This window comes from Methylophaga sp. UBA2513 (assembly GCF_002341285.1).
GTDB lineage: Bacteria > Pseudomonadota > Gammaproteobacteria > Nitrosococcales > Methylophagaceae > Methylophaga > Methylophaga marina.
The window spans coordinates 70,788-95,864 of sequence record NZ_DDNT01000004.1 but is presented as its reverse complement, the minus strand read 5'-3'; the positions used below and the strand labels follow the sequence as shown (position 1 = coordinate 95,864).

Here is a 25,077-nt window from a genome sequence, read left to right as displayed (position 1 = left end):
TCAAAAGTAATGGAAACGTTTTTTTCCAGGCACATCAAAAAGCATCCACCATCAGCATGGCTGGCACTATCACTATGGCTGTTGATCAGTACATGGCTGTGTTATCTGTTATTCACTACTGTTCATAACAAGGTGAATCAGCGGTTTAATTATGAAGCTAGTTACGTTGCTCAGGCCATATCAGAACGGATGCGTGATTATGAGTTGGCACTTCGCAGTGGCAAAGGATTATTTGATGCCAGTACTCAAGTGACCCGCACAGATTGGCGTCATTTTGTCGATACGATTCAATTGCAGAGAGACTTTCCTGGCATACAGGCGATTGGTTACGCCGAGATGATTCCTTCTCAATCCCTTACTCAACATATCCAATCCATCCGGGAAGAAGGGTTTCCTGATTACACTCTCGAGCCCACAGGTAAACGCGAACAGTATAGTTCGATTGTGTTCATAGAACCTTTTGATTGGCGTAACCAACGTGCTTTTGGGGTTGATATGTTTTCAGAGCCTGTTCGAAGGCAGGCGATGATTTTAGCCAGAGATACTAAACAAGCAGTAGCGACTGGCCCGGTTATCCTTGAACAGGAGACAAATGAAGAAAAGCAGCATGGGTTCTTAATGTATGTGCCTGTGTATCAACATAATAAGGCCACCGGTTCTGTTGTTGAACGTAGAGATGCAATCCAGGGCTTTGTTTATGCCGCGTTCAGGATGAAGGATTTCATGCAGGGTATTTTAGGCCGAGGACAACAAACGTTAAATTTTGAGATTTATGATTTCAGTGATGACGCATACACGTTGTTATACAAAAATGCTGACACTGAACACGCTTTTTATCATGTAAAAGAAAATGAAAAAGCGTTCTCACACATGTTTGAGCTGAATGTTGGAGAGAGAAACTGGCGCTTGTTCGTTTATAGTCATGATGAGCTCATGACCTTATCAGAACGCTATCAACCTATATTGATAGCGATCATCTGTACGCTTGTTGGTGTAGCTATATTTAGTTTCATTTCATTTTTGGCAAGGCAAGGGGCTGGGGCGACAAAACAAGCCTCAGAAGCTCATGCCAGCCGTAACCTATCAGAACAGCGGCTACTCATGGCCACACGTATCGCCAAGATAGGCGTCATGGAGTGGGACCTTTATTCAGACAAAGTTTATATGGATCAGCAGCTACTCTCCATTTATAAAATCAAAAACAACACATTTGATGGCTCATACAAGCAATGGTTGCTAATGGTTCATGAATTGGATCGTGACCGCATATCTATGGACTTGGAACAAGCATCCCAATTTGAGGAGCGTTTTGAGCTGACATTTCGCATTTTTACTCAGCATGGCATACGTTATCTGCACGGCAGTTTTTATGTGGAGCGTGACGCGATTGATAATCCATCAAAAATCATTGGTTTTATAGTCGATAAGACCGTTGGACAAGAGGCACATACACAGTTACGTCAAGAAGCCGAACGATTGGAAACAGTGCTATCGAGTGCGAAATTGGGGAGCTGGCAGTGGAATATCGAAACGGGAGAGGCCGTCTATAACCAGAATTGGGCAGAAATGATAGGCTATGATTTAACTGAGCTATTGCCGATGACAATGGACACCTGGAAGGAGCATTGTCATCCTGATGATGTACTCAACGTCGAAAAACAATTAGAAAGGCATTTGAAAGGTGAGACAGACTTTTTTGAATGTACGATAAGGATGTTGCATCGAAACGGAAAAGTAGTACATGTGCTGACTAAAGGTCGGAGCATCACCCACACCCAAGCAGGGCAGCCATTGCTGATGTTTGGCATACATCAGCAAATTTCCTGACCTGTCCGATAACATGATTTTAGTTCATTACAAGCTATATCTAACCTGCTTAAGCCCAACTTTGTCATAGTGAACCTATTGAATAAAAAGGTCATTTCTCTTCTTAGCCTGGTTTTGTTGATGACGGCATGTGATAAGTTCAACGAGCCAGATTCTATGATGGATGAATACTTAGTCCGTCTGGCCAGAGTGTTAGATCAACCTGTCTCAACTTCTAAGTTACCTGCCTTAACAAAACTGCCTGATAAAAAGCAACGAATGCTCGACGTGCCCCAGATAGACGTGAATATGCTGGAGTTTTTATCTTTATATGGTTGTGAATTACAGGTTGTGGTTGCTGAGCGAAATTCTATTTTGGGGCGTGTCATGCTACCCATAAATCGACTTCGCTATGAAATGAAGTTTATTCATTCGGCCAAGCTTTGTTTAAATACACTTGATGATGAGCAAACTCGAGATATTCTCAAACAGGCCATAGCACAGAAAAGTGTAACGCTTCCTCTGGTTTTTTGGAACGCAGTTTGGTCGACAGAAGAAATAACGGAATTGATGACATATTCAAAAGGATATTTACCGACTGACACTAGCTCAAACCACTCAACGACAACAGGGTTACAAAAACTTCTGAAGATAAAACAACAGATAGATAATCAGCATCTCGATACAGATTTACAACAATTAGGCAAAATACAGCAACAATGGCTATACAGCCATCATGCTGGCAAATTGTTAAAAAGTGCTCAGTTGTTAACAGCGAGATTAAATGATGCAACTCAGATCATAGAAGCAAGACTTGCCGGGAAAGCGCTGTGCTATCAACAGCGCGTGACACCTCAAGCTGAAATCGTGCGTCATTTTTTCTTCAATATTTATATCGGGAAAGTACAACCTTATATGGCGGCAGTCACTCAGCAGAGCGATGAGATTTTTCCGCTATTGAACAGACTTGCACAGGTAAAAGGGCACAACACAGTATCGGATGAGTTCAATGCTTACCGACAAAAAAATTTACATACTGATTCAGCTACCGGCATCTGGCAGCAGTTACATCAAGCCGTAGAGCGTCACACTCAGTCTTGGCAACGTTTGTTAGAGCAATGTGGAATGCGACCTGGGGTTGAGTCAAAGTGACGTTGCCATCACAGTATTTTTTCCTGAATGTTTAGCGGCGTAGAGTAGTTTATCCGCTTGATTCAATGCCACCAGAATATTTGTTTCTTTATCATCAACTTGATGAACACCAATACTGACAGTGATCTTTATGGACTGGCCTTGGGTGAAATAAAAAATCTCTGACACTTTTTTGCGAATGCGTTCTGCTAGATGAGTCGCCTGTTTTAAGCCCGTTTCAGGAAGCAATATGGCAAATTCTTCTCCACCAATACGACCAAAAATGTCATAGGGGCGTTTCGTTGCCTGAATGCAATGGCTGAATAGTTTGAGTACCTCATCGCCCACTTCATGACCGAAAGCATCATTGATGTCTTTAAAATCATCAATGTCCATCATAAGCAGACAAACAATGTGACCGCTTCTGTGACTGCGTTTCAGTTCTTTATTACTCTCATTGATGAAGGCGCGACGATTCCAGCTCTCTGTTAAATCGTCAGTATAGGCGAGATATTGAAGGTTATTTGATTGGGCTTGTAATTGTTGATTTTGCCAAACCAGTTCAAGGTGGGACTCAACAATTTTTTTGATTTGTAATATGACTTGCTTTTGCTTTGTTGTATAGGCTTCAGCATCTGTTTTCATTACGCAGATGATTCCGAATTTGGCACCATCAGGCCAGTGTAGTGGGAAACCCAGATAGTTGATGAGACCGTACTGAAGTTCATTCGATTTGGCCCATTCTTTACTTTGGCTGGCATCCAGCACGCTAAGTTGCTGATTTGTTTCAATGACTTTTTTATGAAATAGACTCGAGCCCGAAGGTAGATTTTGCTTTAGTCTGAATGGGTTACGTTTACTTTGATTTCTCGCATAGACATTAACTTGCTGGTTATCAGCTTGGAGGATCAGTGCAACAGGCACCTGCATAAATTCTGCAAGAATGTCGAGAATGGCTTGCCAGTCTTCTGTTAAGTCCTTTTCAAGCCTAGTGTGCAGCGCTAGTTTATCTGTCACGGTAAGTCCCTGAGTTGATATATAAATACTACAACAGTCTTTAGCCTTTCGGAAATAAAATCATGACTTAGCTTGAATATTTTTAAATATAAATGACAATCAATATCGTTTACAGTTTAGTTGTGTAAGAGTAATATGCCGTCATTATTTATGAGGATGGGGCATGAAACTTAAATTAATTTGTACATCAATGTTAATGGCGATCGGAAGTATGAACGCTGCTTACTCAGCAGACTCAACAGAAAATTCCGATATTCCGATTGAACTGGATACACTCTCAGTGACAGCAAGTGCAGATGCCAGTGCCGAAGGGCTTGCACCAGCTTTTGCTGGAGGCCAGGTGGCTGAAGGAGGACGAGCCGGCATTTTGGGTACAAAAGATAACTTAGATACCCCATTCAGTATTACCAGTTACACCAATGAATTTATACAGGACAGGCAAGCGCAGAGTGTTGGGGATGTATTACGAAATGATCCGACGGTCAGAGTTGCAAGAGGGTTCGGAAACTTTCAGGAATCTTATTTCATACGCGGATTCATTTTAAACTCCGATGATGTGGCATATAACGGTTTATATTCATTATTACCACGTCAGTATATTGCTACAGAGCTATTTGAGCGCGTAGAAGTTCTTCGTGGCGCAACAGCTTTCCTAACTGGCGCTAATCCAAACGGAGGTGGCATAGGGGGAGCGATTAACCTTTTGCCTAAACGAGCTCCAAACTATGACTTAAATCGAATCACGCTGGGCGCATCAGTAAATGATGAGCGTAATGGAGCAGCTGATATTGCTCGTCGTTTTGGTGAAAATGATGAGTTTGGGATCAGGGTCAATGCTGCACATCATAATGGCGGTACATCTATTGATGACGAACAAGCTGAACTGAACTTATTTAATATCGGTTTGGATTACCAAGGTGAGCGATTAAGACTCTCTGCTGATATGGGGTATCAAAATCATCAGTTGGCACAAACAAGAACAAATTTACGTTTGATGAACGCAGTTAGTAACGTTCCATCGACGCCCAATGCAAGTGAGAATTGGGCTCAACCATGGTCTTACTCAAATGAAAAAGATTACTTTGGTACATTCAGAGGTGAATATGATTTTACTGAAAATATAACTGCTTGGGCTGCTTATGGGATGAGACATGGGGAAGAAGAAAATTCTCTCAGTAATCTAAATATTACAAACGGTATTACCGGAAATGGCACATTGAGCAGATTTGATAATGGCCGCATAGATCGTATTCAAACGGGTGAAGTCGGTATTAAAGGCAAGCTCAATACTCGGGGTATCAAACATGAATTGGTTGCAGCCTATTCATACTTCGAGTCAGAGAAAAAGAATGCTTACCGGTTTGTGTCTATTCCTGGTGGCAGCAATTTATACAATCCAACATTCTATTCTAAGCCTGCGTTAGCTGATTTATATAGTCCGAGATTAGGTAGTCGAGTGAGGCTGAACAGCTTTGCACTTGGGGACACATTATCTTTTATGGATGATAGGTTACTGCTCACTCTAGGTGCCCGTCATCAAACCTTAAAAACAGAAGATTATGATTATAACGGTCAGACGGGACTGATTGGAAAGTATGATGATAGTGAAGTTACACCTGCAATAGGTGCTGTATATAAACTAACTGATGAATTCTCTATATATGCTAACTATATTGAAAGCTTGACTAAAGGGGATACGGCTGATATCAAAACTAACAATGGAGCTGGCGTTACGGTTGACGTGGTTAATGGAGGAGAATCTTTTGCCCCTTACGTTTCAGAGCAAAAAGAAATTGGCCTGAAATATGAAACAAGTAGCTTTGGGGCTGGGCTGGCATATTTCACAACATCAAAACCACGTTCTTTTATGGATAGAAGCGATCCAAATAGACCCGTTTTCAGACAATCAGGCGAAGATGAGCATCAAGGGGTGGAGCTGACACTCTATGGAAAAGCGACAGATGATTTGAAGTTACTCGGTGGTCTGACATGGCTTGATGCAAAACAAAAAGATACCGGAAATAGTGATATTGATGGTAACAGAGTAATTGGTGTTGCAAATTGGCAAGCGACTGTTGGAGCAGAGTGGAATGTTCCGACATTAGATGGTTTGGCATTTGATGGCCGTGTTAACTATACGGGCTCTCGTTATGCAGATGATGCTAATACGCTTAAAGTTGATGGCTGGACAACAATCGATATTGGGGCGAAATATCTAATTCAACTGGATAATCAAGATCTGACTCTGAGAGCACGTGTTGATAATCTATTTGATAGAGACTATTGGGCTTCAGTTGGCGGCTATCCAGGTAATGGATATCTTGTACTCGGCGCACCAAGAACCGTTTCAATCAGTGCCACAGTTGATTTTTATTAATTGAATCTAACCTGAGCGCCTGCAGAACAACAGGCGCTCAGGTTAATCTCGCTTCCCTGATCTTCGTCAATTTATTCGTTATTCCTCTTTATGGTAGTCAGCAATAAGAGTACGCTGATTGAAACTATCATTTTTATCAAATGTCAGCTTGAGTAAGTCAAACCATTGTCATCTTACTTAGCTAGTCTGCACTGATACATAAAGCAAGGAGTACTCTATGAACAGCACTTTGTCTGCTACACCTCTTGATGCCAACGATCTGTCAAACATTGATGCTTACTGGCGAGCCTGTAACTACCTTGCCGCAGGCATGATTTATCTGCAAGACAACCCTCTACTGCGTGAACCTCTCAAAGCTGAACATATTAAGAATCGACTATTGGGACACTGGGGTGCCAGTCCGGCTTTGAGCTTTTCTTATATCCATTTGAACAGATTGATTAATAAATACGATCTGGATGCGATTTTTCTAGCAGGCCCTGGTCATGGGGCGCCTGGTGTATTAGCGCCCGTGTATTTGGAAGGCACTTACTCAGAGATTTATCCGAATAAAAGTGAAGACATTGACGGTCTGAAACACTTTTTTAAATCCTTCTCTTTTCCGGGTGGGATTGGTAGTCACTGTACACCCGAAACACCGGGCTCTATTCATGAAGGTGGAGAACTGGGATACAGTGTTTCACATGCCTTTGGTGCGGCTTATGACAATCCTGATTTAGTTGTGGCCGTTATGGTCGGTGACGGCGAATCAGAAACGGGTCCACTGGCAACCTCTTGGCATTCAAATAAATTTCTTAATCCTAAAACGGATGGCGCTGTTTTACCCATCCTGAATTTAAATGGTTATAAAATAAATAATCCCACGATTTTGTCTCGTATTTCACATGAGGAAATTGAGCAGTTATTCCGTGGTTATGGTTGGACGCCACATTTTGTCGAAGGCGATGACCCTGAGCTTATGCATCAAACCATGGCAAAAGTGATGGAAGAGTGCATTGTGGACATTCGTGAAACACAGCAACGTATCAGAGAGTCTGGCAGCGATGAAAGGCCGCGTTGGCCGATGATCATTCTGCGCACCCCCAAAGGCTGGACAGGGCCAAAAGAAGTGGATGGTCATAAGGTCGAAGGTTTCTGGCGCGCGCATCAGGTGCCATTAGGTGGGGTTAAAGATAATCCGGAACACCTTGCTCAATTAGAAAACTGGCTCAAAAGTTACAGACCAGAGCAACTATTTAATGAAGATGGTCAGCTTCTGCCAGAGTTAAAAGCACTGGCACCAAAAGGTAACAAAAGAATGAGTGCCAGCCTACATGCCAATGGTGGATTGCTTAGAAAAGCACTGAAAATGCCTGATTTTCGTGATTATGCGGTATCTATCGATAAGCCAGGTCAGAGTCTGGTAGAAAACACCCGACCATTAGGTCAGTTTCTGCGTGACATCATGAAGAAAAATAACAGCAACTTCAGAGTCTTTGGTCCCGATGAAAACAGCTCTAATAAGCTCGATAATATTTATGAAGTCAGTAAAAAAACATGGATGGGTGAGTTATTACCCGAAGATCAGGATGGTGGCGAACTGGCACGAGATGGTCGCGTTATGGAAATGTTATCCGAACACACGCTGGAAGGTTGGCTGGAAGGGTATTTATTAACGGGTAGACACGGTTTTTTTGCCAGTTATGAAGCGTTTATTCATGTGATTGACTCCATGTTTAACCAACATGCTAAATGGTTGGATATCTGTAATAACATCGCATGGCGTGCACCGATATCCTCGCTTAACTTACTGATTACATCCACAGTCTGGCGTCAAGATCACAATGGTTTTACCCACCAGGATCCGGGCTTTTTAGATCTGGTCCTCAATAAGAGTCCAAAAGTGTGCCGTATTTACCTGCCACCAGATGCGAATACCTTGTTATCTGTTGCCGACCACTGTTTGAAGGCCAAAAATTATGTGAATGTGATTGTGGCCGACAAACAAAAACATTTCCAATATCTTGATGCGGATGAAGCAGTTAAACACTGCACAAAAGGTGTGGGTATCTGGGAGTGGGCAAGTTCAGATGAAGGTTTTGAACCAGATGTGATTGTGGTGGGGTGTGGCGATATACCAACCCAGGAAGCACTGGCCGCAATAGATCTGATTCATCAGTATTTTGATGATTTGAAGATTCGTTTTATTAATGTTGTCGACTTATTCAAACTCATCTCGGACAGTGAACATCCTCATGGTTTGAGTGATAAAGACTTTGACAGCCTGTTTACAAAAGATAAACCGGTGATCTTTAATTTCCATGGTTATCCATGGTTAATTCATCGCTTGATTTACCGTCGGACCAATCATACCAATTTTCATGTTCATGGTTATAACGAAAAGGGCAATATCAATACGCCACTGGAGTTAGCGATCCGTAATCAGATTGATCGATTTACTATCGCTATGGACATCATTGATAGAGTGGATCGTTTACAAGGTATTGGTGCTCATGCAAAACAACAATTACGTGATCATCAAATAAGCTGTAGTTTATATGCCTATGAATACGGTATCGATAAGCCTGAGTTTGGTGATTGGAAGTGGGGCGATATCTCAACCATAAAAGAGTAATCTCATGACAACGCAATCTGTCATATTAGTACTTAACAGTGGTAGTTCGTCTGTTAAATATAAATTACTTCAGCTCAAGGATGAGGCTGTTTTATTAGAAGGCAGCATCCAGGGGATTGGTGAGTCATCCGCAAAACATCATGTTTGCGTGGATGAACGCTTTACAGATAATTTCAAACAGCCAGAGGCTACTGTTGCAATAAAAAATCATCAGGCTGCTTTTCACGTGATTGCAGATGATATGCAGTGTTTCTTTAACGGGGCATCGGGGATACAGTTAGATGTGATAGGCCATAGGGTTGTTCATGGTGGTGCTCGATTCTTTGCTCCAGTTGAGTTGAACAAAGATGTCCTCACGACTATTGAGTCATACCAACATCTGGCACCACAGCATTTACCGGGTAATATTGCAGGCATAAAAACCTGCCAGGAATTATTTTCTCAGGTCAGACAATTTGCCGTTTTTGATACCGACTTTCACCAGACTATTCCGGAGCATGTCTATCGATATGCAGTGCCTGATGACTGGTATCAAAACCATGATGTCCGTCGCTATGGGTTTCATGGCTTATCTCATCAATATGTAGCTCAGCAGGCCGCTGTTTATCTGGACAAACCTCTGAATGAACTCAATTTAATTACCTTGCACCTGGGCAATGGTGCAAGCGCTTGTGCGATTAAAAACGGCCAGAGTTTCGATACTTCGATGGGCTTTACGCCATTACAGGGCCTTATGATGGGAAATCGCAGTGGCGACTTGGATGCTGCTGTACCTCTATATATACAAGAGCAGACAGGTATCTCAGCAGAACAGCTGGAGCATCAGCTTAATTTTGAATCCGGTTTGGTGGCGATTACCGGCACACATAATATGGCTGAAATTCAGCATCGAGCTGAGCAGGGTGATAAAGAAGCGAGCTTAGCGATTCAAATGTATGTGCACCAGCTTCGACGTTATATTGGCGCCTACATGATTAGTCTGGGACGAGTCGACGCCATCATATTTACTGGCGGCATTGGTGAAAATGCAGCCATGATTCGTGCTTTGGCCTGTGATGAATTAGGCCGATATGGCGTTGTTATCAATGCTGAAAACAATCAGAAGTTAAAAGAGACAGTATCAGCCGTTCATCATCTGAGGAGTGATGTACCTATCTTGGTGATAAAAACGGATGAAGAAAAACAGATCGCACGGAATATTGCCATACAGCTAAATCTAAACAAATAAAAAGGCACCCGGTGGATGCCTTTTTCAGAAAAACTAGTCGTAACTATAGTGCTTACGTAATGTTTTTGTGACTTTCCAGAAGCTTTTTAATCCCGCTGGAAATTCAACATAATCACCAGCAACAACGGTAACAGGTGCTTCACCATCTGGTGTCACAACGATTTCGCCTTCTAAGATATAGGCTTTTTCAGTTTCGTCGAAGTCCAATCTGAATTCAGTCACAGGACAGTCCCAGATTTCCCAACCCGCAACACCTAACTCTTGCAAACGTGCTTCACTTGGGTTTTTTTCAATTATAATTTCAGGCATAGTGATCTCTAAAATATCAATGTAGATAGCTCAATCTCACAATTGAGTAAGCCGTTATTGCCATGATGGCAGGCGAATAATAACAGAAAGCAACTAACAAGAAGGATTCTTGTCGCACTCATTAATAGATTGATACAACTGTTCTTAATGAAGAGAGCAGTGTTAAGGAGGCGTGAAATGGATGCAAAAGTGATATCACTCCTAGCGAATAAGCCAGATACGCTGAATGGGCGATTAGAAGTGTTGCATGAGTGTTTGCGACAGAGTTTACCTCAGATAACGCAGTCATCCTGTCTGCTTTATGATGAGAAAACAGATTCACTGAAAAAATTTCTGAGTAGTCATCATTTTGCTAGCCACGGCAAGGATGAAAGTCTCTATCTCAAATCTAACCAAGCCTTGTTTACCTTATGCCAACAAGAAGAAGGTAAGCTTGTCTCATTCGCCACGGATGATCCCATCTGGCAACATTTTCAACAAGATCCACAAAGTTTAGCCGCGTTTATTATTCCCATTAAACAAGCACAACGCTTTATTGGGTTTGTTTGTTTTGAGATTGAACATCTACCTCAACATTTGAGCGACGCAGAAAAAATTACGTTAAGTTTGTATGCTCAATTCATATCCATGATGATTAATGAAGAATTATCACTGGTTAATACCTTGTTAGCGACAGTCAGAGCAGCTAGAGATTTCACTGATTTCAGAGATTTTGAAACCGGATTACATCTTGATCGTATGGCATGTTACGCCAGAATTATTGCTACTGATTTGGCAAAAAAACATCGCTTGAGTGATGAGTTTATTGAACATGTGTACATATTTGCCCGACTGCATGATATTGGCAAGATCGGTATTTCTGACACCATACTCAATAAACCAGGTCGATTGGATGATGCAGAGCGCAGCATTATGAAAACCCATGTGGAAAAGGGGATTGTGATGCTCGAGCAAGTGCTGAATGACTATAACCTGGTAGATATGCGGGATACAGATATGATGCGAAATATCGTAGCCTGTCATCATGAATACATTGACGGCTCAGGTTACCCCAAAGGTTTAAAAGGGGAGCAGATTCCACTTGAGGCCAGAATTGCAACGGTAGCAGACATCTTTGATGCTTTGACTTGCCAACGCCCCTACAAAAAACCGTGGCCTTTAGATGATGCCCTTGCTGAACTGGAAAAAATGCAACAGGCGAATAAACTGGATGCTGAGTGTGTGGCTGCTGTCAGGCGCAACAAAGCAGAATTTGAAAAGGTAATGAAAGCACTGTCTGATGATAAAAAGCCGTTATAACTTGAGCAAACACGCTCAGGTTATAACGACTAACTGGATTTAAAATGTCAGCGTAGCGGCCATTTCGTTATTAATTTTAACCAGGCAAATCAAATCTTTTTTCATTTTCCATTTACAGTCCGAAGTTACGCTCATACCGTCATACTCACCACTGAAATGACCTTCGTCATAGTTATATGATAACTGACCATTTATCACGACATTGTTATTAATTAACACTTGGTGTTCAAAGCTGATTTGATCAAAACGACCATACACCTCAACTTGTTGCTCTGCGCCAGCTGGACGATAATATTGTTTAGGTGATGCGGACGTGCAGCCAAGTAATGTGGCAACAAGTGCAGCGATGATAATTTTTTTCATAAGTGGTCCCAGTAAAAAGTGAATAAGCTCATTAATAGTACAAAAAACCGGTTTGAACGCCTACCTTTCACATCAAGTTTAATAAGATCGTCAATGTGACTAATGAAATAAGCGTAGAGAGCATAATAGTCTGAGCCGTAATAAATGCATCACGCTGGTAATATTCGGCCAGCATAAAAGGCCCAGTACCTGTCGGTAGCGCAGCCAATAATATTGCCATCATGGCTAAGGTATTATTCATATCAAACACCCATAAAGCCAATACAGCGACAAGCAGTGGTTGAGCGATAAGCTTGGTAAACGTTAATACCCAAGCAATCTGTTTTGCTCGCATATCCACACTATCAGCTTGGTTTACATTACTGGCTAAAAATAACCCTAAACTCACTAATGCACATGGGCTGGCGGAGTCTGAGAGCAGATGAAGAAAGGTTTCAATGCTGTTGGGCAGCGTCAACCCAGAAGCCGCGACCAACACGCCGGCAATCGGAGAGACAACTAATGGATTACGGAAGACCGCAGAAAAAACATGTTTCATTCTATGGTGGAGCGCTTTTTCAGCTTGCAACCCCGTTTCTATTAACATGATGGCAATAGAAAATAAGATACACACCACAATAATGGATGCGATAGTCGTGGGCACTTGACTGGATGAACCAAATACTAAAAATAACAATGGAAAACCGACGTAACCCGTATTGGAGTAAGCCGCTGCCACACCATCAACACTGGCGTCAGCTAAATGACTACCCTGATTTAACCGCCACAACAGAATAAAAACAAAAATAACCCCAGTGCCAAGCAGATAAACATAAATAAAAGCAGGCTTAAATAAAGCTTGCCAATGGCTATGTGCCATAATGTCGAACAATAAGGCAGGCAGGGCTAGCCAGACGACGTAACGGTTTAATTCACTAGCCGCTGTGGGTCCGAGCACGCCGGTTTTTCTAGCGATAAAACCGGCCGCAATCAACCCGAAAATCGGTAACAAAATTGAAAAAGTAGTAAGCATCAGATAGATGAGTTTTTGTTGCAATATTAAATGATATCAGGATGATCGTTAGGTGCCTAACCACTATGGGTCAGAAACAATAAAAAGGCAGATATGCTGAATAAAATCAAACGCATTTTTATCAAATGGCTTCTTTATGCCATGCTGGGATGGTTAGTGTTGAGCCTGCTTATTGTCCTGCCGTTTCGCTGGTTGAACCCACCCGTCAGTATGGTGATGCTGGAACGTTGGCTGACGCATGATGATTACAGTATTCAACAAACCTGGTTAAGCTGGGATGAGATGCTCAAAAAAGCTGCTTTAGCGGTCATTACCTCTGAGGATCAGCGTTTCCCGATACATCAAGGCTTTGACGTCGATGCCATTATGAAAGCTTTGAATGAAGCTGAAGAAGGTGGCCGCTTACGTGGAGCCAGTACCATTAGCCAGCAAGTCGCTAAAAACATGTTCTTATGGACGGGCAGAAGTTGGCTGAGGAAAGGCCTTGAGGTCTGGTTTACGTCATTGATCGAAGTAACCTGGGGCAAACAACGCATTCTTGAAGTGTATATGAATATTGCAGAGTGGGGACCCGGCGTCTTTGGTATTGAGGCCGCCAGTCAGTATCACTTTGGCAAACGCGCCTCGCAACTGACGGATATGCAGGCGGCTTTATTAGCCTCTACCTTACCAAGTCCGTTGAAATATGATCCGGCAAGACCTGCACAACATCTCATTGATAGAGCCCGTTGGAATTTAGCCCAACAACGTAAATTAGGTGGGACTAACTGGTTAGCGCCAATATCAGAATAAAAAAAACCGCCAGTACTAGAAGGGGTACTGGCGGTACCGAGGACGAGAGAGTTATTTAAGCCAGACTTTCCAGCCTTTCTCTGCCATACACTCAATAAAGCCAACGGTAACTTGGCTAAAATTACCGTTGATTGGGTGCTCTTTACTCAAGCCATTTTGACAGGCTTGACCATCATTAAGTAGTTGCTCTGGCCCTGCACCCGCTTTCCACCAGGAGCTGACACCAACAGGCTGCAGTGGATCAGCTGGAAGTGGTGCAGGTTCAATTTCAGCTTGTGTTGTTTTCTCAGCAATAAACTGATCAGGTGAACTCTTTGTGTAACTACCATGGATGACAGCCTTGTTTGCTGGACTGCCTGTTTTGGCTACCTGCTCATTGGCCTTGTTATCCAGATCTAACACTATCCAACCGTTTTCTTTTAAGCATTTTTTTGTTTGCGCTTCAGTATTTGTTTCAGCAGCACAGACGTTTTTTTCTTGCTGAAAATCACGTGCAGATGCACCACGTTTATAACTGAATTCACCACAGCCAGTGAGAGTCAGACTCATTATGCCGAGTGATGTGACGGCTAGCACCTTATTAAATTTTCGCTTTTGAAACATCCGTCTTTCCTTGATGACTCTTGAACATGGCTACAGGTTACATGAACAAGCTGGATCTGTTTCTACGCAATTTCACGTATTCAAGCTTCTGACCCAGCTCACTAGTATTGCTCCTGACGCGAACACAAGGTTTGCGACTTTTTCTTTTCTCGGATGGCTAACAGGGGCAATTAGAATGAAAATGAAACTCAACTCTCTCACCTACGCAGTGGCGCTTGCCAGTTCTGCATTGATGGCACCAAGCGTGTCACAGGCAGCTGGCACCATCACGTTTGGTGAAGATCAATATGTCAGCGTCGGTTTTGGCATGCGTGGCAGTTACACCAGTGCTGAAGACGGTGCAGCTGATGGTGGACGTTCAAATGACTTCAACTTGGACAGTGCCAGACTTTATGTTTCGGGTTCGCTTAACAAATACATCAAAGGCATGTTCAACACTGAAATGAACAGCGATGAATCAATGAAAATCATTGATGCTGCCGGTATTTTCCAATTGACACCTGATGTAGCCATCTGGGCTGGTCGTTTCTTATCACCAAGTAGCCGTGCCAACATGGCTGGCCCTTACTACACCTCGGGTGATGGTTATTGGCAAAACATCGCAGCACGTTACGGCTGGAATGGCGGCACTATCGGCCGTGATGAAGGTGTTGCAGTTGTAGGAACAGCTTTTGACCAACGTCTAGCTTATTCATTTGGTGCTTTCGAAGCAGACAAGATTTTCTACTACAGCTTAGGTGAAGAAGCGTCCTCTGGAACTCAAACTGCTTTCAATGAAGGTGATGCTGGAGCAGCAGCCGGTGCTAGCGATGATTTGATGTATGCCGGTCGTTTGCAATATAGCTTCTGGGATAAAGAGCCGGGTTATTACGGAACAGGTAACTATCTAGGTCAAAAAGATATTTTCACAATAGGTATCTTCGGCCGCTCTAAAGGGGATGGTGCTATTTCTGCGACTGATATTGGTGACTACAGCCAATACGGTGCTGATTTATTAATTGAGAAAAAACTCGGGGTGGGTGCCATCTCATTCGAAGCAGCTTATTACGACTATGACAATTAAGCACAATACTAAAGAAGATAAAGCCAATGATCTGCCACTTGTTCATGTGGTTCAATCCTTTTTATTCATGACTTTAAGAACAGTAACCTATTTATTGCTTAGCGTCACTATTGAGTCTTGTCTATGTAGACCTATTCTAAAATAGGATAGATATGCACATTGATGTAGGTCAGTCAGGTGCTTTATCGAGACGGGTTTACGCGAACATTCATTAGCTTGATCCAGGTCATAACACGCTGTTGATGATAGTGATACTGTCATAACTCATAGCTATGTTTAGAACAACTTATGTAAGGAGCGTCGATATGTCTGGCAACATGAAAGCAGCCGCCTTTATTGAAAAAGGCCGAATTGAAATCGTTGAAAAGCCGATACCAGATATTGGTGATAACGATGCTTTGATACGTATAACCACCACGACAATTTGTGGTACGGATGTCCATATCCTTAAAGGTGAATATCCAGTTGAACAAGGCTTAACGATTGGCCATGAACCGGTCGGCACAATCGAAAAGCTGGGCAAAAATGTACAAGGTTATGAAGAAGGGCAGCGCGTAATTGCAGGGGCAATATGCCCAAGCTTTTATTCCTATGCCTGTCAAGATGGCCTGCCAGCACAGGACGGTGGATGTCATCATCATGGTTATAAGCCCATGGGCGGCTGGCGTTTTGGCAATACGATAGATGGTGCACAGGCTGAATTTTTAGTCGTACCGGATGCTCAAGCCAATCTAGCTCCCGTACCGGATGGCTTGAGTGACGAACAGGTATTAATGTGTCCTGACATTATGTCTACCGGTTTTGCCGGTGCTGAGTCAGCCAATATTAAGATTGGTGATATTGTGGCCATATTTGCTCAAGGGCCGATTGGCTTATGTGCGACAGCTGGCGCCAGATTAAAAGGGGCCAGTCTAATTATTGCCATTGATGGTATTGATGAGCGTCTGGCCTATGCCAGACAGTTAGGTGCAGATATCACACTCGATTACCGTCAAGTGGATGTTATCCAGGAAATCATGAAAATCACGGGTGGTCGTGGTGTGGATGCGGTGATTGAAGCATTGGGAACACAGCAAACCTTTGAGTCCGCGTTAAGGGTTTTAAAACCGGGGGGCACACTATCTAGCTTAGGTGTGTATTCAAGCGACTTAACTATTCCACTTGATGCCTTTAGTGCCGGTCTTGGGGATCACAAAATCATCACCAGTTTATGTCCGGGTGGCAAAGAACGTATGCGGCGCTTAATGAGTGTCATTGACTCCAGTCGAGTCAATCTGCAGGACATGGTGACACACCGTTATAAACTGGATGATATCGTTGAGGCTTATGACTTATTTTCACATCAACGTGATGGGGTGTTAAAGGTCGCTATCACTATGTAAATCTTTATGTCTTTGAACACAGTTTTTACTACCCAAATCAATCGTTTCGGCGTAGAGTACGCCAACACTTTTTGAGGGGTACAAGATGACACAATTTGCCACAGCATCGATTGAATCGTTAGCGATTGGACGTTCATTTGTATTGCCCGATTTAGAGCATTTTCTCAAAGAGAATTATCGCTTCATACGCATGCACGATGCCATGCAACTGGAACTCGACTCCGGCGAGGCTTTTTTGTTTGATTATGGCGTTGTCGTTTTCTGGGGCGTAACTGAAAATACCAAACAATCCTTGCTGACTAAAATTCAAACATTTGTTTTAGATAGCAAAACAGTGCCAGATTTTGAGCAGTATGCGTTTGATAACCATACCGATACCATCAAAATGCATGCTGATAAAATCAGCTTTGCCAATCAGGACAGCATGGAGAGGTTAGCGGTGTCTCATGCCTTAGCACAATCTGTGAAGCTGGCCGAATTTGAACGACTGGCACAGGAAGTGATTCAGGCTCATGCCCATATTCCCGTCTCATTAGCCAAAACAGGAAAAGTGGCCATGAGCAGAAAAGCTATAGCGAAATCGCGGGGTGTGTTGTTTGGTGCGCGTGGTGATATTTTGCTGAACTATAGTCTGCTGGATACGCCAGAGTTTTTCTGGGATTATCCTGAGCTTGAACCTTTGTATACCATCGTTTCACGCTATCTGGATGTGGTGGCACGGATTAATGTATTAAATAAAAAGCTGGAAAGTATTCATGAGTTACTGGATATGCTGGCTAATGAACAAAATCACAAACATTCATCTACCTTAGAATGGATAATCATTATCCTGATCGCATTAGAAATCGTATTGTTTTTGCATTAAAAAAACCAGGCCTACAGGCCTGGTTCTTGAAGGGAAACTTAAACTTTAAACCGCCCCATCAGACTCATCATGTTTTCTGAGAAATTGGTGATTTTTTTCGAAATCTCATCACCTGTTTTAGACACTTGTTGAGCTGACTCAGTCTGCTGGTTCAAACCATGCAGGTTTTTACTGATATCTTCAGCTACAGCCGTTTGCTCTTCTGTAGCGGCTGCTGTTTGAATCGCCATATCGTTTACGCGCCGTGATGATGCTCTTATCTCATCAAACACGGAAGAGGCTTCCTGGAACGTATTGGCTGTTTTATCGACGTCGGTTTTACCCTGAGTAATCGCCGTTGAGGATTGACTGACAGAGCTTTGCAGTTGACTGATAATCTGGCTGATATCGTCTGTGCTCTGCTGTGTTCTGGTAGCTAATGAACGAACTTCATCAGCAACGACGGCAAAACCGCGACCATGATCTCCTGCACGAGCAGCTTCAATAGCGGCATTCAGTGCCAATAGATTGGTCTGTTCTGCCACTGAACTGATGACTTCCAGCACCGAGAGAATACTAGTGGAGTTTTGCTCCAGTTGCTGAGAACAGTTGAGAACGGTATCCATATCTTTAATCAGTTCTGAAATACATTTATTGGATTCTTCAACAACATGTATGCCTTTTACAGCGAGTTGTGACGTTTGATCGGCTTCTGAGGCTGAGTTGGTGGCCACATTCGACATTTCTTTATTCGCCAATGTCATTTCATGTACGGCACTGACAATCGACTCAGTTGATAAATTTAAGGTTTCATTGATACTTTTTGTTTTATTTGACGAATCAGCTAATTGTACTGTCAGAGAGCTGAGCCCTTGAACATTATCTAAGGTCGATTTAATTAAGTCCTGTAACTTCTCAACAAATCGGTTGAATGACTTGGCGAGTTCACCAAACTCATCTTTGGAACTGACATCAAGTCTGGCTGTGAGGTCACCATCACCTGAGGCAATCATATCAATGCGTTTGATAAGATCGTTGATATCCGAAGTGAGTCTTTTCGGCACGGTGTAACTGAAATAGAGCGCGACAATAATAATCGCTAACACAACGATGATGGTTATGCTCATACTGCGTTTTAACTCGCTTTTCAGCTGAGCATCTAAAGCGTCAAATTTATTAAGTAAGACCTCACCCTTATTATCTAAAATGGAGCGTAGGCTTTGGAATGTTTCTTCTTCTTGCTGAGCGAGCTGACGTTCGTTAGATGAATTGGTGTCATTCACCATTTTTTCAGCCGCTGTCATCCATTGATTGTAGGCTGCTTCAAATGCGTCTCTACCTGCCGCCACATCAGGATAAATTTGCACATAGCTCAGAAACTGTTCGTAGCGTTCATACGCCTGTTTGGCATTTTCCTGCCATACCGCGACTTCTTCATCACGATTACCACGATTGGCCATCACATTTATCGCAGCGATTTTAGCCTGATGTAAGTCTCTATCTGCATTTAATATCTTTTCATTGGCAGGCATGAATAATTCAGTTTGTAGTTCAATGGCGTGGTTTTGTTTCGCCATCATCCATAAAAATAGGGCAATCACGACAATAATCGTGAGCCCCATGACCACCACGGGTATGGAGCTTTTTGTTCTGATGCTTTGCAGGTTTATATTCATTGTTTTTTTACCTAATTTCTGTCCGAGCTATAAAGACTATCGGCTTAATTTTGTGTAGGTTTAATCTAAGTTAACGAAAATTTAATAGTCCACTAAATATTGCCATTCTGAGATAAGTTTTGCCCTATAAGCTTTTAGAATATAACGGTGTTTTATGACATTTTGAGTAAAGGAACCATTGATGATTAATGCTTATGCTGCCATGAGTCCGGGCGAGAAGCTCACTCCATATACCTTCGAGCCAGGTGCATTAGGCGAGAACGAAGTTGAAATTACGGTGAAGTATTGTGGTATTTGTCACAGCGATATCAGCATGATTGATAATGATTGGGGTATGTCTTCCTATCCATTAGTAGCGGGACATGAAGTGGTGGGGGTTATTAATCAAATCGGTAAAGAGGTTACCCAGTTTCACGTTGGTCAAGTCGTGGGCTTAGGTTGGTATGCGGATTACTGTGAGTCTTGTGAGCAGTGTCATAACGGCGATGAAAACCTGTGTTCTGACCTCACTGGCACCATTGTCAGCCATCATGGTGGCTTTGCAGATAAAGTCAGAGCTAATGCGAATAGTGTCATTGCATTACCTGAAAACATAGATCTGGAATCAGTCGGACCATTATTGTGTGGTGGTGTTACCGTCTTTAATCCACTGGTTCAATTTGATATCAAACCGACAGATAAAGTGGCTGTTATAGGGATCGGCGGGCTGGGTCATATTGCCTTGCAGTTTCTCAATGCCTGGGGTTGTGAAGTTACCGCGATCACCAGCAAGAATAAATTGCAGGAAGCACTGGATATGGGGGCACATTTCAGTGTGGATTCACGTGATGACACAGCCATGGCTTTACTACCTAGAAAATTCGATATGATTTTATCGACAGTGAATGTGAAATTAGACTGGAATTTATATCTCAGTAAATTAAAACCCAAAGGTCGGCTGCATTTTGTGGGTGCCACACTCGAACCATTGGATTTGAGAGTGTTTAATCTCACTGAAGCGCAGCGTAGTGTCTCTGGCTCGGATACTGGCAGTATGCAAACCAGCAATATGATGATGGAATTTGCCCAACGACATGGTGTGAAACCGGTCATTGAGCGTTATCCGTTTGAACAAATCAATGAAGCCATCGACAAGCTTCGGAAAGGCGATGTGCGTTATCGGATTGTATTGGAATATTAACTTAGTCGCATGATTCATCGCTGTTCTAACAAGCCTGTTCAGCATGTTTCTGAACAGGCTTATTATATTAAGTGACTCAAGCCGTAAAAAACGCTTGTGGCTTGTTCTGGCATCAGCCTAAAATGGCGCACAAATTATCATCAACGGAGTTAACAACATGTCAGAACCAGTATGGTTTAAAACCGCAGAAGCCACTGTTTTCGCTAGTGAAGACCAAGGTACCGATGCGATGCCTGAAATTTTGATTGGTAGCGTCAAAGGACCAGCAGGTCATGCCTTTGCTAATTTAATGGGGCAAACAGAAGGGCACACGCGCATGTTTGCGATTCGTGCGACCAATCAACAAGTTAAACCAGCGACCATGATTGTGCCGAAAGTCACCATCAAATCCAGTGCATATGTTGAGTTGTTTGGTGGCCCGGTTCAATCAGCGGTGGCCGATGCGGTGTTAGATAGCGTGATTGAAGGTGTGATTCCTAAAGAGCATGCAGAAGAGTTATGTATTGTCGCCATGATCTGGATTGCCCCTGATGCTGCAGCCAATCCAGATGTGGATCGTAAAGATTTATACCGCACCAACTATGAAGCGATGAAGTTAGCGATTAAACGTGCGATGTCAGGCTCACCGACAATTGATGAATTGATTGCTAATCGCAACAGCATTCATCATGAGATGTATGACCCAGAAACGGGTGAGTCTCAGTGGTAAGAACCCGAGCGCAAAATAAGAAAGCCAGACTTATGTCTGGTTTTTTGTTTTCATCACCGCTCCTTTTTATTGACCAGAAATTCGACGACCAAAGCTAATCGCATAGGCCGACGGTCGGGCAAGCAAAATAGGGTCATCGCTGGCTTCAATACCATCAGTCAGAGCGAGCGGATTAAACATGGTTTGTTTAGCAAATTGCTCACCATTGGCATCAACCGTGTCCAGGCTTATGGTCCCTAACTTAATGATTTGGCGAGTTTCCGGCCAGACGACAGTCGGATCATTCAATGCGTCGTCTTTATCCGCTATCTGTAGTCCCAGCGCGAATTCAACCTGACTTTGTTCTAGACGTTTGGGGAGTTCTTCAAACAGGTAATCTTTGCCAGCCGCAGCGCGTTGTTCATCAGTTAAATACTCTGGGCCATTCAGAGGAATTATTTGATAACGACCATAGCTAACCTCACCGTCTTTATTGGTAAATTTAAAGGCGTTTACGCCATAAAACGGTTGCGTTGCAAAACTGACTGGGGCGGGCTTTGGTGTTTCTACAAATGTTTTAGCGGCAGGGTGGTTGGCAAGAAATTGTGTGATGGGTTTAGGTGTGGCGGCATCAGGTCCTGAAGTAGCTACTGCATTTAATAGACCTAAAAAATCTTCGGGGGTGGCAGCCGGGAAACGATTGACGGAGATACTGACGATGTCGGTATATGTCTCATCTGGAAGGTGAAAGCGTATGGCGATCCCTTTTGGAAATGAGCTGGGATTATTATCAGCAATATCGGGAATGCCAGTCGTATTAGAAAAACGGACTGTCACAGGCGTGGCAGGGGACTCAAAATGGACTGCGTTAGACACTGTTGCGGCATCGGGGCTGGGAGTGAATTCACCTGAGACAACAATGCCTTTCGCATGATTTTTTCGAATACCTGGATGTGGTCCCGCAATGGTGCTTAAGGTATCGACCAACTGTTCAACGACAGGTTTATTAGTGTGGTCGTCAGCCATCGCTGAGGACAAAGAAAACAAAGCCAAACTAGATAACAAGGCACACTGTTTTATAACGTTTGATGATAATGCCATGACGTGATCCCCTGAATTTGATAAGTGAAAAAATAGATAAAGTGAACATTCCTTGATTGGCGTATTCAAGAAAAATTCGAATAAGCGTAGATATCGCGTACGTATAAGTCATAGAATAGACCACAGACAACCATGGATTTACGCCTGTGACACAGAAACGTCAAGATCTCAATATCAGTTTATTTAAAGAAAATATTTATCAATCGATTGTTAATTCAAGTTTTGATGCCATTGTTTGTAAAACCTTAGATGGCATTGTATTGAATTGGAATCCGGCAGCGGAAAAGATTTTCGGTTATAGCGCTGATGAAATGGTCGGTGAAAGTATGCTCAAAATTTTTCCAGACAATAAAAAACAGGAAGAGGCGGATATTCTGGAAAAAATACGTCGAGGCGAAGTGGTTAACCATTTTCAGACGGTTCGTAAACATAAGTCTGGTCGACTGATCGATGTATCAGTGACTATCTCACCTGTTTATGATGCCGATGGTCGTATCGTTGCGGCATCAAAAATTGCCCGTGATATTACAGAGCAAGTTAAAGCTATTCGCTTAAGTCACGAATACCAAGCGATTGTCGAGTCTTCTGAAGATGCCATTTACAGTTTGTCGCTGGATGGTACGGTAACAAGCTGGAATGCCGGCGCTGAGCATATTTTCGGTTTTAGTACAGACGAAATTCTTGGACAGTCTGTATCAGCACTCTATGATGAAGAGAATCCTCAATCTGATGATATTCTCAAAGCTATCAATAGCGGTGAAAGCCTGGAGCACTATAAAACGACCAGAAAAAATAAAGATGGCTTCGTCATGAATATGTCGGAAACCGTTTCACCCTTACAAGATCAGAATGGAAAGGTCATCGGCGGTTCCATTATTGCCAGAAATATCACACATGATATTGCAGAACAGCAGCTTATATGGAAACAAGCTAATTACGATAACCTCACGGGGCTGGCTAACAGAGATTTATTTTTAAAATCACTCACACATGAAATGGAAATGGTTCAAGACTCCATCTCACGTGACAACCTGGTGTTGTTGTTTCTCGACTTGGATAATTTCAAAGACTTCAATGATAATTATGGCCATGATTTTGGTGACGAAGTGTTGCGCCATGCTGCGGATGTACTGACAAAAACATGCCGTAATGCGGATCTTATTGCTCGCTACGCAGGCGATGAGTTTATTATTCTGCTGTCTGGTGAGTTTCCCAAAAAAGAATTAAAACGCTTTGTTGATAGGTTAATCAGTAAACTCAATGTGCCTTATCCTATTAATGGTATTGATTGCCGGTTGTCTGCCAGCATTGGCATTGTGCAGTATCCTTCTGATGCTTTGACTGCATCAGACTTACTCAAAAAAGCAGATCAGGCCATGTACGCAGCTAAAGCGGCTGGAAGGAACCAGTATTGTTACTATGAAGACGATGCTTCTGCAAAAGCATTGATTGACCATTAAATTAAACGCAGACTTTATGCGTGCTTAAGCGCAGATTTTCGTCATGAGTCTATATGTGTCTATAGACTATAAAAAGGCGCAATGTCTCTGTCATGCTGTCTAGCGCTATCACCATTCACATTTCATCTTAAGGACTTTAATGAAACAAAAACATCTTATCCTTGGCAGCCTGGTCGGGCTGGCTGTTGTGTCAGGTTATTTTTATGCGGATTATAAAAAACATGAAGTAATCAAAGAACGCATTGATATGGAACTGATGCAGTTTGATGGCACAAGCACCATTAAATACGGCACGCTGGACACATCACTTTTCTCTAATGCGGTGACATTAAAGAATGTGAGTATCGATACATCGGGTCTTTCAGGTATGACTCAAACACCCACACCTAAAATGATCAGTATTGAGTCGGTGACGGTGGATAGCAAAGCAGGGTTAAGCTCGCTGAACAATTCTCAGTTACCTCCTCATCTTGAAGTTACCTTACACCGCATAGCCACAGAAGTTGATTTTAAACAGCTAGCTCAGCAAAGTTACAAACCCGTTGAAAAAGCATTTTATCAAGTGGTGGACCAGGTTACTGAAGGTAAACCCACCACGGATTTTTACCTAGAATATGATTATGAACCAGCCAAAGAGAATACGCTTTCATTTATCGATATCACGCTGAAATCGGAACTGAATAAAGTGGCAAAGCTGGAAGTCAAAGCGGAAATAGAGAATATGCCACTGGATCCCGTGGTATTGATGTTGGGTGGTATGCAACGAGCACTTATTCATCATTTCCAGCTTGAGATTAAAGAAGAAGACAATACCTTTGATCTGATGATGGAAAACATCGCCAAGCAGATGAATGTCACTGAAAAGGCCTATCAAGCTCAGCTGACTGATCAACTTAAGAAAAAAGCTGAGACCTCACGCCAACCTGCAGAGCAAATGTTTTATGAGGCTATGGAAGACTTTGTGGAGGATCTTCATAAGTTCAAGATAGACATAACGCCTAAACAACCTATGACTTTAATCGATATCCAAAAGCTTGCCGCCTTTGCTAAAGATAGCGATGAGCTTGAAGAGCAACTCGAGCTGAAAATTAAAGGCAAATAAACGTTCTCCACCAACACCGCAGTGAGTAGG

Annotated in this window: 21 protein-coding genes and 1 pseudogene; 15 read left to right on the top strand and 7 right to left on the bottom strand. The window is 42.7% G+C overall.

What is annotated here, in order from left to right:
• Positions 1-9: 9 nt before the first annotated feature.
• Together B3V56_RS01130 and B3V56_RS01125 are read left to right on the top strand one after the other, a co-directional pair.
• Complete coding sequence (locus tag B3V56_RS01130) at positions 10-1,827, top strand: CHASE domain-containing protein (protein WP_289283887.1); 1,818 nt, start codon at positions 10-12, stop codon at positions 1,825-1,827.
• 78 nt (positions 1,828-1,905) lie between these two features.
• On the top strand, positions 1,906-2,958 hold the full coding sequence (locus B3V56_RS01125; RefSeq protein WP_289281902.1) for a DUF3080 domain-containing protein: 1,053 nt from the start codon (positions 1,906-1,908) through the stop codon (positions 2,956-2,958).
• Here the strand turns inward: B3V56_RS01125 and B3V56_RS01120 are convergent.
• Positions 2,950-3,954: a sensor domain-containing diguanylate cyclase gene (locus B3V56_RS01120; RefSeq protein ID WP_289281903.1), complete on the bottom strand. Its 1,005-nt coding sequence runs from the start codon at positions 3,952-3,954 to the stop codon at positions 2,950-2,952. The genes B3V56_RS01125 and B3V56_RS01120 overlap by 9 nt on opposite strands.
• Before the next feature lie 163 nt (positions 3,955-4,117).
• Here B3V56_RS01120 and B3V56_RS01115 point away from each other — a divergent pair, with 163 nt between their 5' ends.
• The 3 genes from B3V56_RS01115 (at position 4,118) to B3V56_RS01105 (ending at position 10,173) form a co-directional block, all read left to right on the top strand.
• Positions 4,118-6,331: a TonB-dependent receptor gene (locus B3V56_RS01115; RefSeq protein ID WP_289281904.1), complete on the top strand. Its 2,214-nt coding sequence runs from the start codon at positions 4,118-4,120 to the stop codon at positions 6,329-6,331.
• Positions 6,332-6,548: 217 nt separating this feature from the next.
• Positions 6,549-8,945: a phosphoketolase family protein gene (locus B3V56_RS01110; protein WP_289281905.1), complete on the top strand. Its 2,397-nt coding sequence runs from the start codon at positions 6,549-6,551 to the stop codon at positions 8,943-8,945.
• A gap of 4 nt (positions 8,946-8,949) precedes the next feature.
• Positions 8,950-10,173 (top strand): acetate/propionate family kinase, encoded by a 1,224-nt coding sequence (locus B3V56_RS01105; protein WP_289281906.1) that lies wholly within the window; start codon positions 8,950-8,952, stop codon positions 10,171-10,173.
• Positions 10,174-10,206: 33 nt separating this feature from the next.
• On the opposite strand, the gene B3V56_RS01100 is transcribed toward B3V56_RS01105, so the two are convergent.
• Positions 10,207-10,482 (bottom strand): cupin domain-containing protein, encoded by a 276-nt coding sequence (locus B3V56_RS01100; RefSeq protein ID WP_007145314.1) that lies wholly within the window; start codon positions 10,480-10,482, stop codon positions 10,207-10,209.
• A gap of 177 nt (positions 10,483-10,659) precedes the next feature.
• Here B3V56_RS01100 and B3V56_RS01095 point away from each other — a divergent pair, with 177 nt between their 5' ends.
• Positions 10,660-11,781: an HD-GYP domain-containing protein gene (locus B3V56_RS01095; protein WP_289283886.1), complete on the top strand. Its 1,122-nt coding sequence runs from the start codon at positions 10,660-10,662 to the stop codon at positions 11,779-11,781.
• Between the two features lie 39 nt (positions 11,782-11,820).
• On the opposite strand, the gene B3V56_RS01090 is transcribed toward B3V56_RS01095, so the two are convergent.
• Positions 11,821-12,144, bottom strand: a complete 324-nt coding sequence (locus tag B3V56_RS01090) for a hypothetical protein (RefSeq protein ID WP_289281908.1) — start codon at positions 12,142-12,144, stop codon at positions 11,821-11,823.
• A 67-nt stretch (positions 12,145-12,211) separates the two neighbouring features.
• Complete coding sequence (locus B3V56_RS01085) at positions 12,212-13,180, bottom strand: AEC family transporter (RefSeq protein WP_289283885.1); 969 nt, start codon at positions 13,178-13,180, stop codon at positions 12,212-12,214.
• 69 nt (positions 13,181-13,249) lie between these two features.
• Between B3V56_RS01085 and mtgA the strand changes: the two genes are divergently transcribed.
• A complete protein-coding gene (gene mtgA, locus B3V56_RS01080) occupies positions 13,250-13,948 on the top strand; it encodes a monofunctional biosynthetic peptidoglycan transglycosylase (RefSeq protein WP_289281911.1) in 699 nt (232 codons plus the stop codon).
• Between the two features lie 51 nt (positions 13,949-13,999).
• On the opposite strand, the gene B3V56_RS01075 is transcribed toward mtgA, so the two are convergent.
• Positions 14,000-14,551, bottom strand: a complete 552-nt coding sequence (locus tag B3V56_RS01075; protein WP_289283884.1) for a hypothetical protein — start codon at positions 14,549-14,551, stop codon at positions 14,000-14,002.
• 175 nt (positions 14,552-14,726) lie between these two features.
• Between B3V56_RS01075 and B3V56_RS01070 the strand changes: the two genes are divergently transcribed.
• From B3V56_RS01070 to B3V56_RS01060, 3 genes are all read left to right on the top strand, one after another.
• Positions 14,727-15,614 (top strand): porin, encoded by an 888-nt coding sequence (locus tag B3V56_RS01070; RefSeq protein ID WP_289281913.1) that lies wholly within the window; start codon positions 14,727-14,729, stop codon positions 15,612-15,614.
• Between the two features lie 305 nt (positions 15,615-15,919).
• Complete coding sequence (locus tag B3V56_RS01065) at positions 15,920-16,996, top strand: NAD(P)-dependent alcohol dehydrogenase (protein WP_289283883.1); 1,077 nt, start codon at positions 15,920-15,922, stop codon at positions 16,994-16,996.
• A gap of 85 nt (positions 16,997-17,081) precedes the next feature.
• Positions 17,082-17,861 carry an RMD1 family protein gene (locus B3V56_RS01060; protein ID WP_289283882.1) on the top strand — a complete coding sequence of 260 codons (780 nt, stop codon included), beginning with the start codon at positions 17,082-17,084 and terminating at the stop codon, positions 17,859-17,861.
• 38 nt (positions 17,862-17,899) lie between these two features.
• Here the strand turns inward: B3V56_RS01060 and B3V56_RS01055 are convergent, their stop codons facing one another.
• Positions 17,900-19,516, bottom strand: a complete 1,617-nt coding sequence (locus tag B3V56_RS01055; RefSeq protein WP_289283881.1) for a methyl-accepting chemotaxis protein — start codon at positions 19,514-19,516, stop codon at positions 17,900-17,902.
• Positions 19,517-19,697: 181 nt separating this feature from the next.
• Here B3V56_RS01055 and ahr point away from each other — a divergent pair, with 181 nt between their 5' ends.
• The 3 genes and pseudogenes from ahr to fae all read left to right on the top strand — a co-directional run bounded on the left by ahr (position 19,698) and on the right by fae (position 21,405).
• Positions 19,698-20,696 (top strand): NADPH-dependent aldehyde reductase Ahr, encoded by a 999-nt coding sequence (gene ahr / locus B3V56_RS01050; RefSeq protein ID WP_289281920.1) that lies wholly within the window; start codon positions 19,698-19,700, stop codon positions 20,694-20,696.
• A 71-nt stretch (positions 20,697-20,767) separates the two neighbouring features.
• Positions 20,768-20,821: pseudogene (locus B3V56_RS14710) on the top strand (AgrD family cyclic lactone autoinducer peptide); the annotation flags it as partial.
• A gap of 32 nt (positions 20,822-20,853) precedes the next feature.
• Positions 20,854-21,405 (top strand): formaldehyde-activating enzyme, encoded by a 552-nt coding sequence (gene fae, locus B3V56_RS01045; protein WP_091714631.1) that lies wholly within the window; start codon positions 20,854-20,856, stop codon positions 21,403-21,405.
• A 66-nt stretch (positions 21,406-21,471) separates the two neighbouring features.
• Here fae and B3V56_RS01040 read toward each other — a convergent pair whose 3' ends face one another.
• Positions 21,472-22,485, bottom strand: coding sequence for a catalase family peroxidase (locus tag B3V56_RS01040; protein ID WP_289281921.1), 1,014 nt, complete (start codon positions 22,483-22,485; stop codon positions 21,472-21,474).
• A gap of 146 nt (positions 22,486-22,631) precedes the next feature.
• On the opposite strand from B3V56_RS01040, the gene B3V56_RS01035 reads away from it, so the two are divergent.
• A complete protein-coding gene (locus B3V56_RS01035) occupies positions 22,632-23,945 on the top strand; it encodes a PAS domain S-box protein (protein ID WP_289283880.1) in 1,314 nt (437 codons plus the stop codon).
• Positions 23,946-24,084: 139 nt separating this feature from the next.
• Positions 24,085-25,047 (top strand): hypothetical protein, encoded by a 963-nt coding sequence (locus tag B3V56_RS01030; protein ID WP_289281925.1) that lies wholly within the window; start codon positions 24,085-24,087, stop codon positions 25,045-25,047.
• Positions 25,048-25,077: the final 30 nt, after the last annotated feature.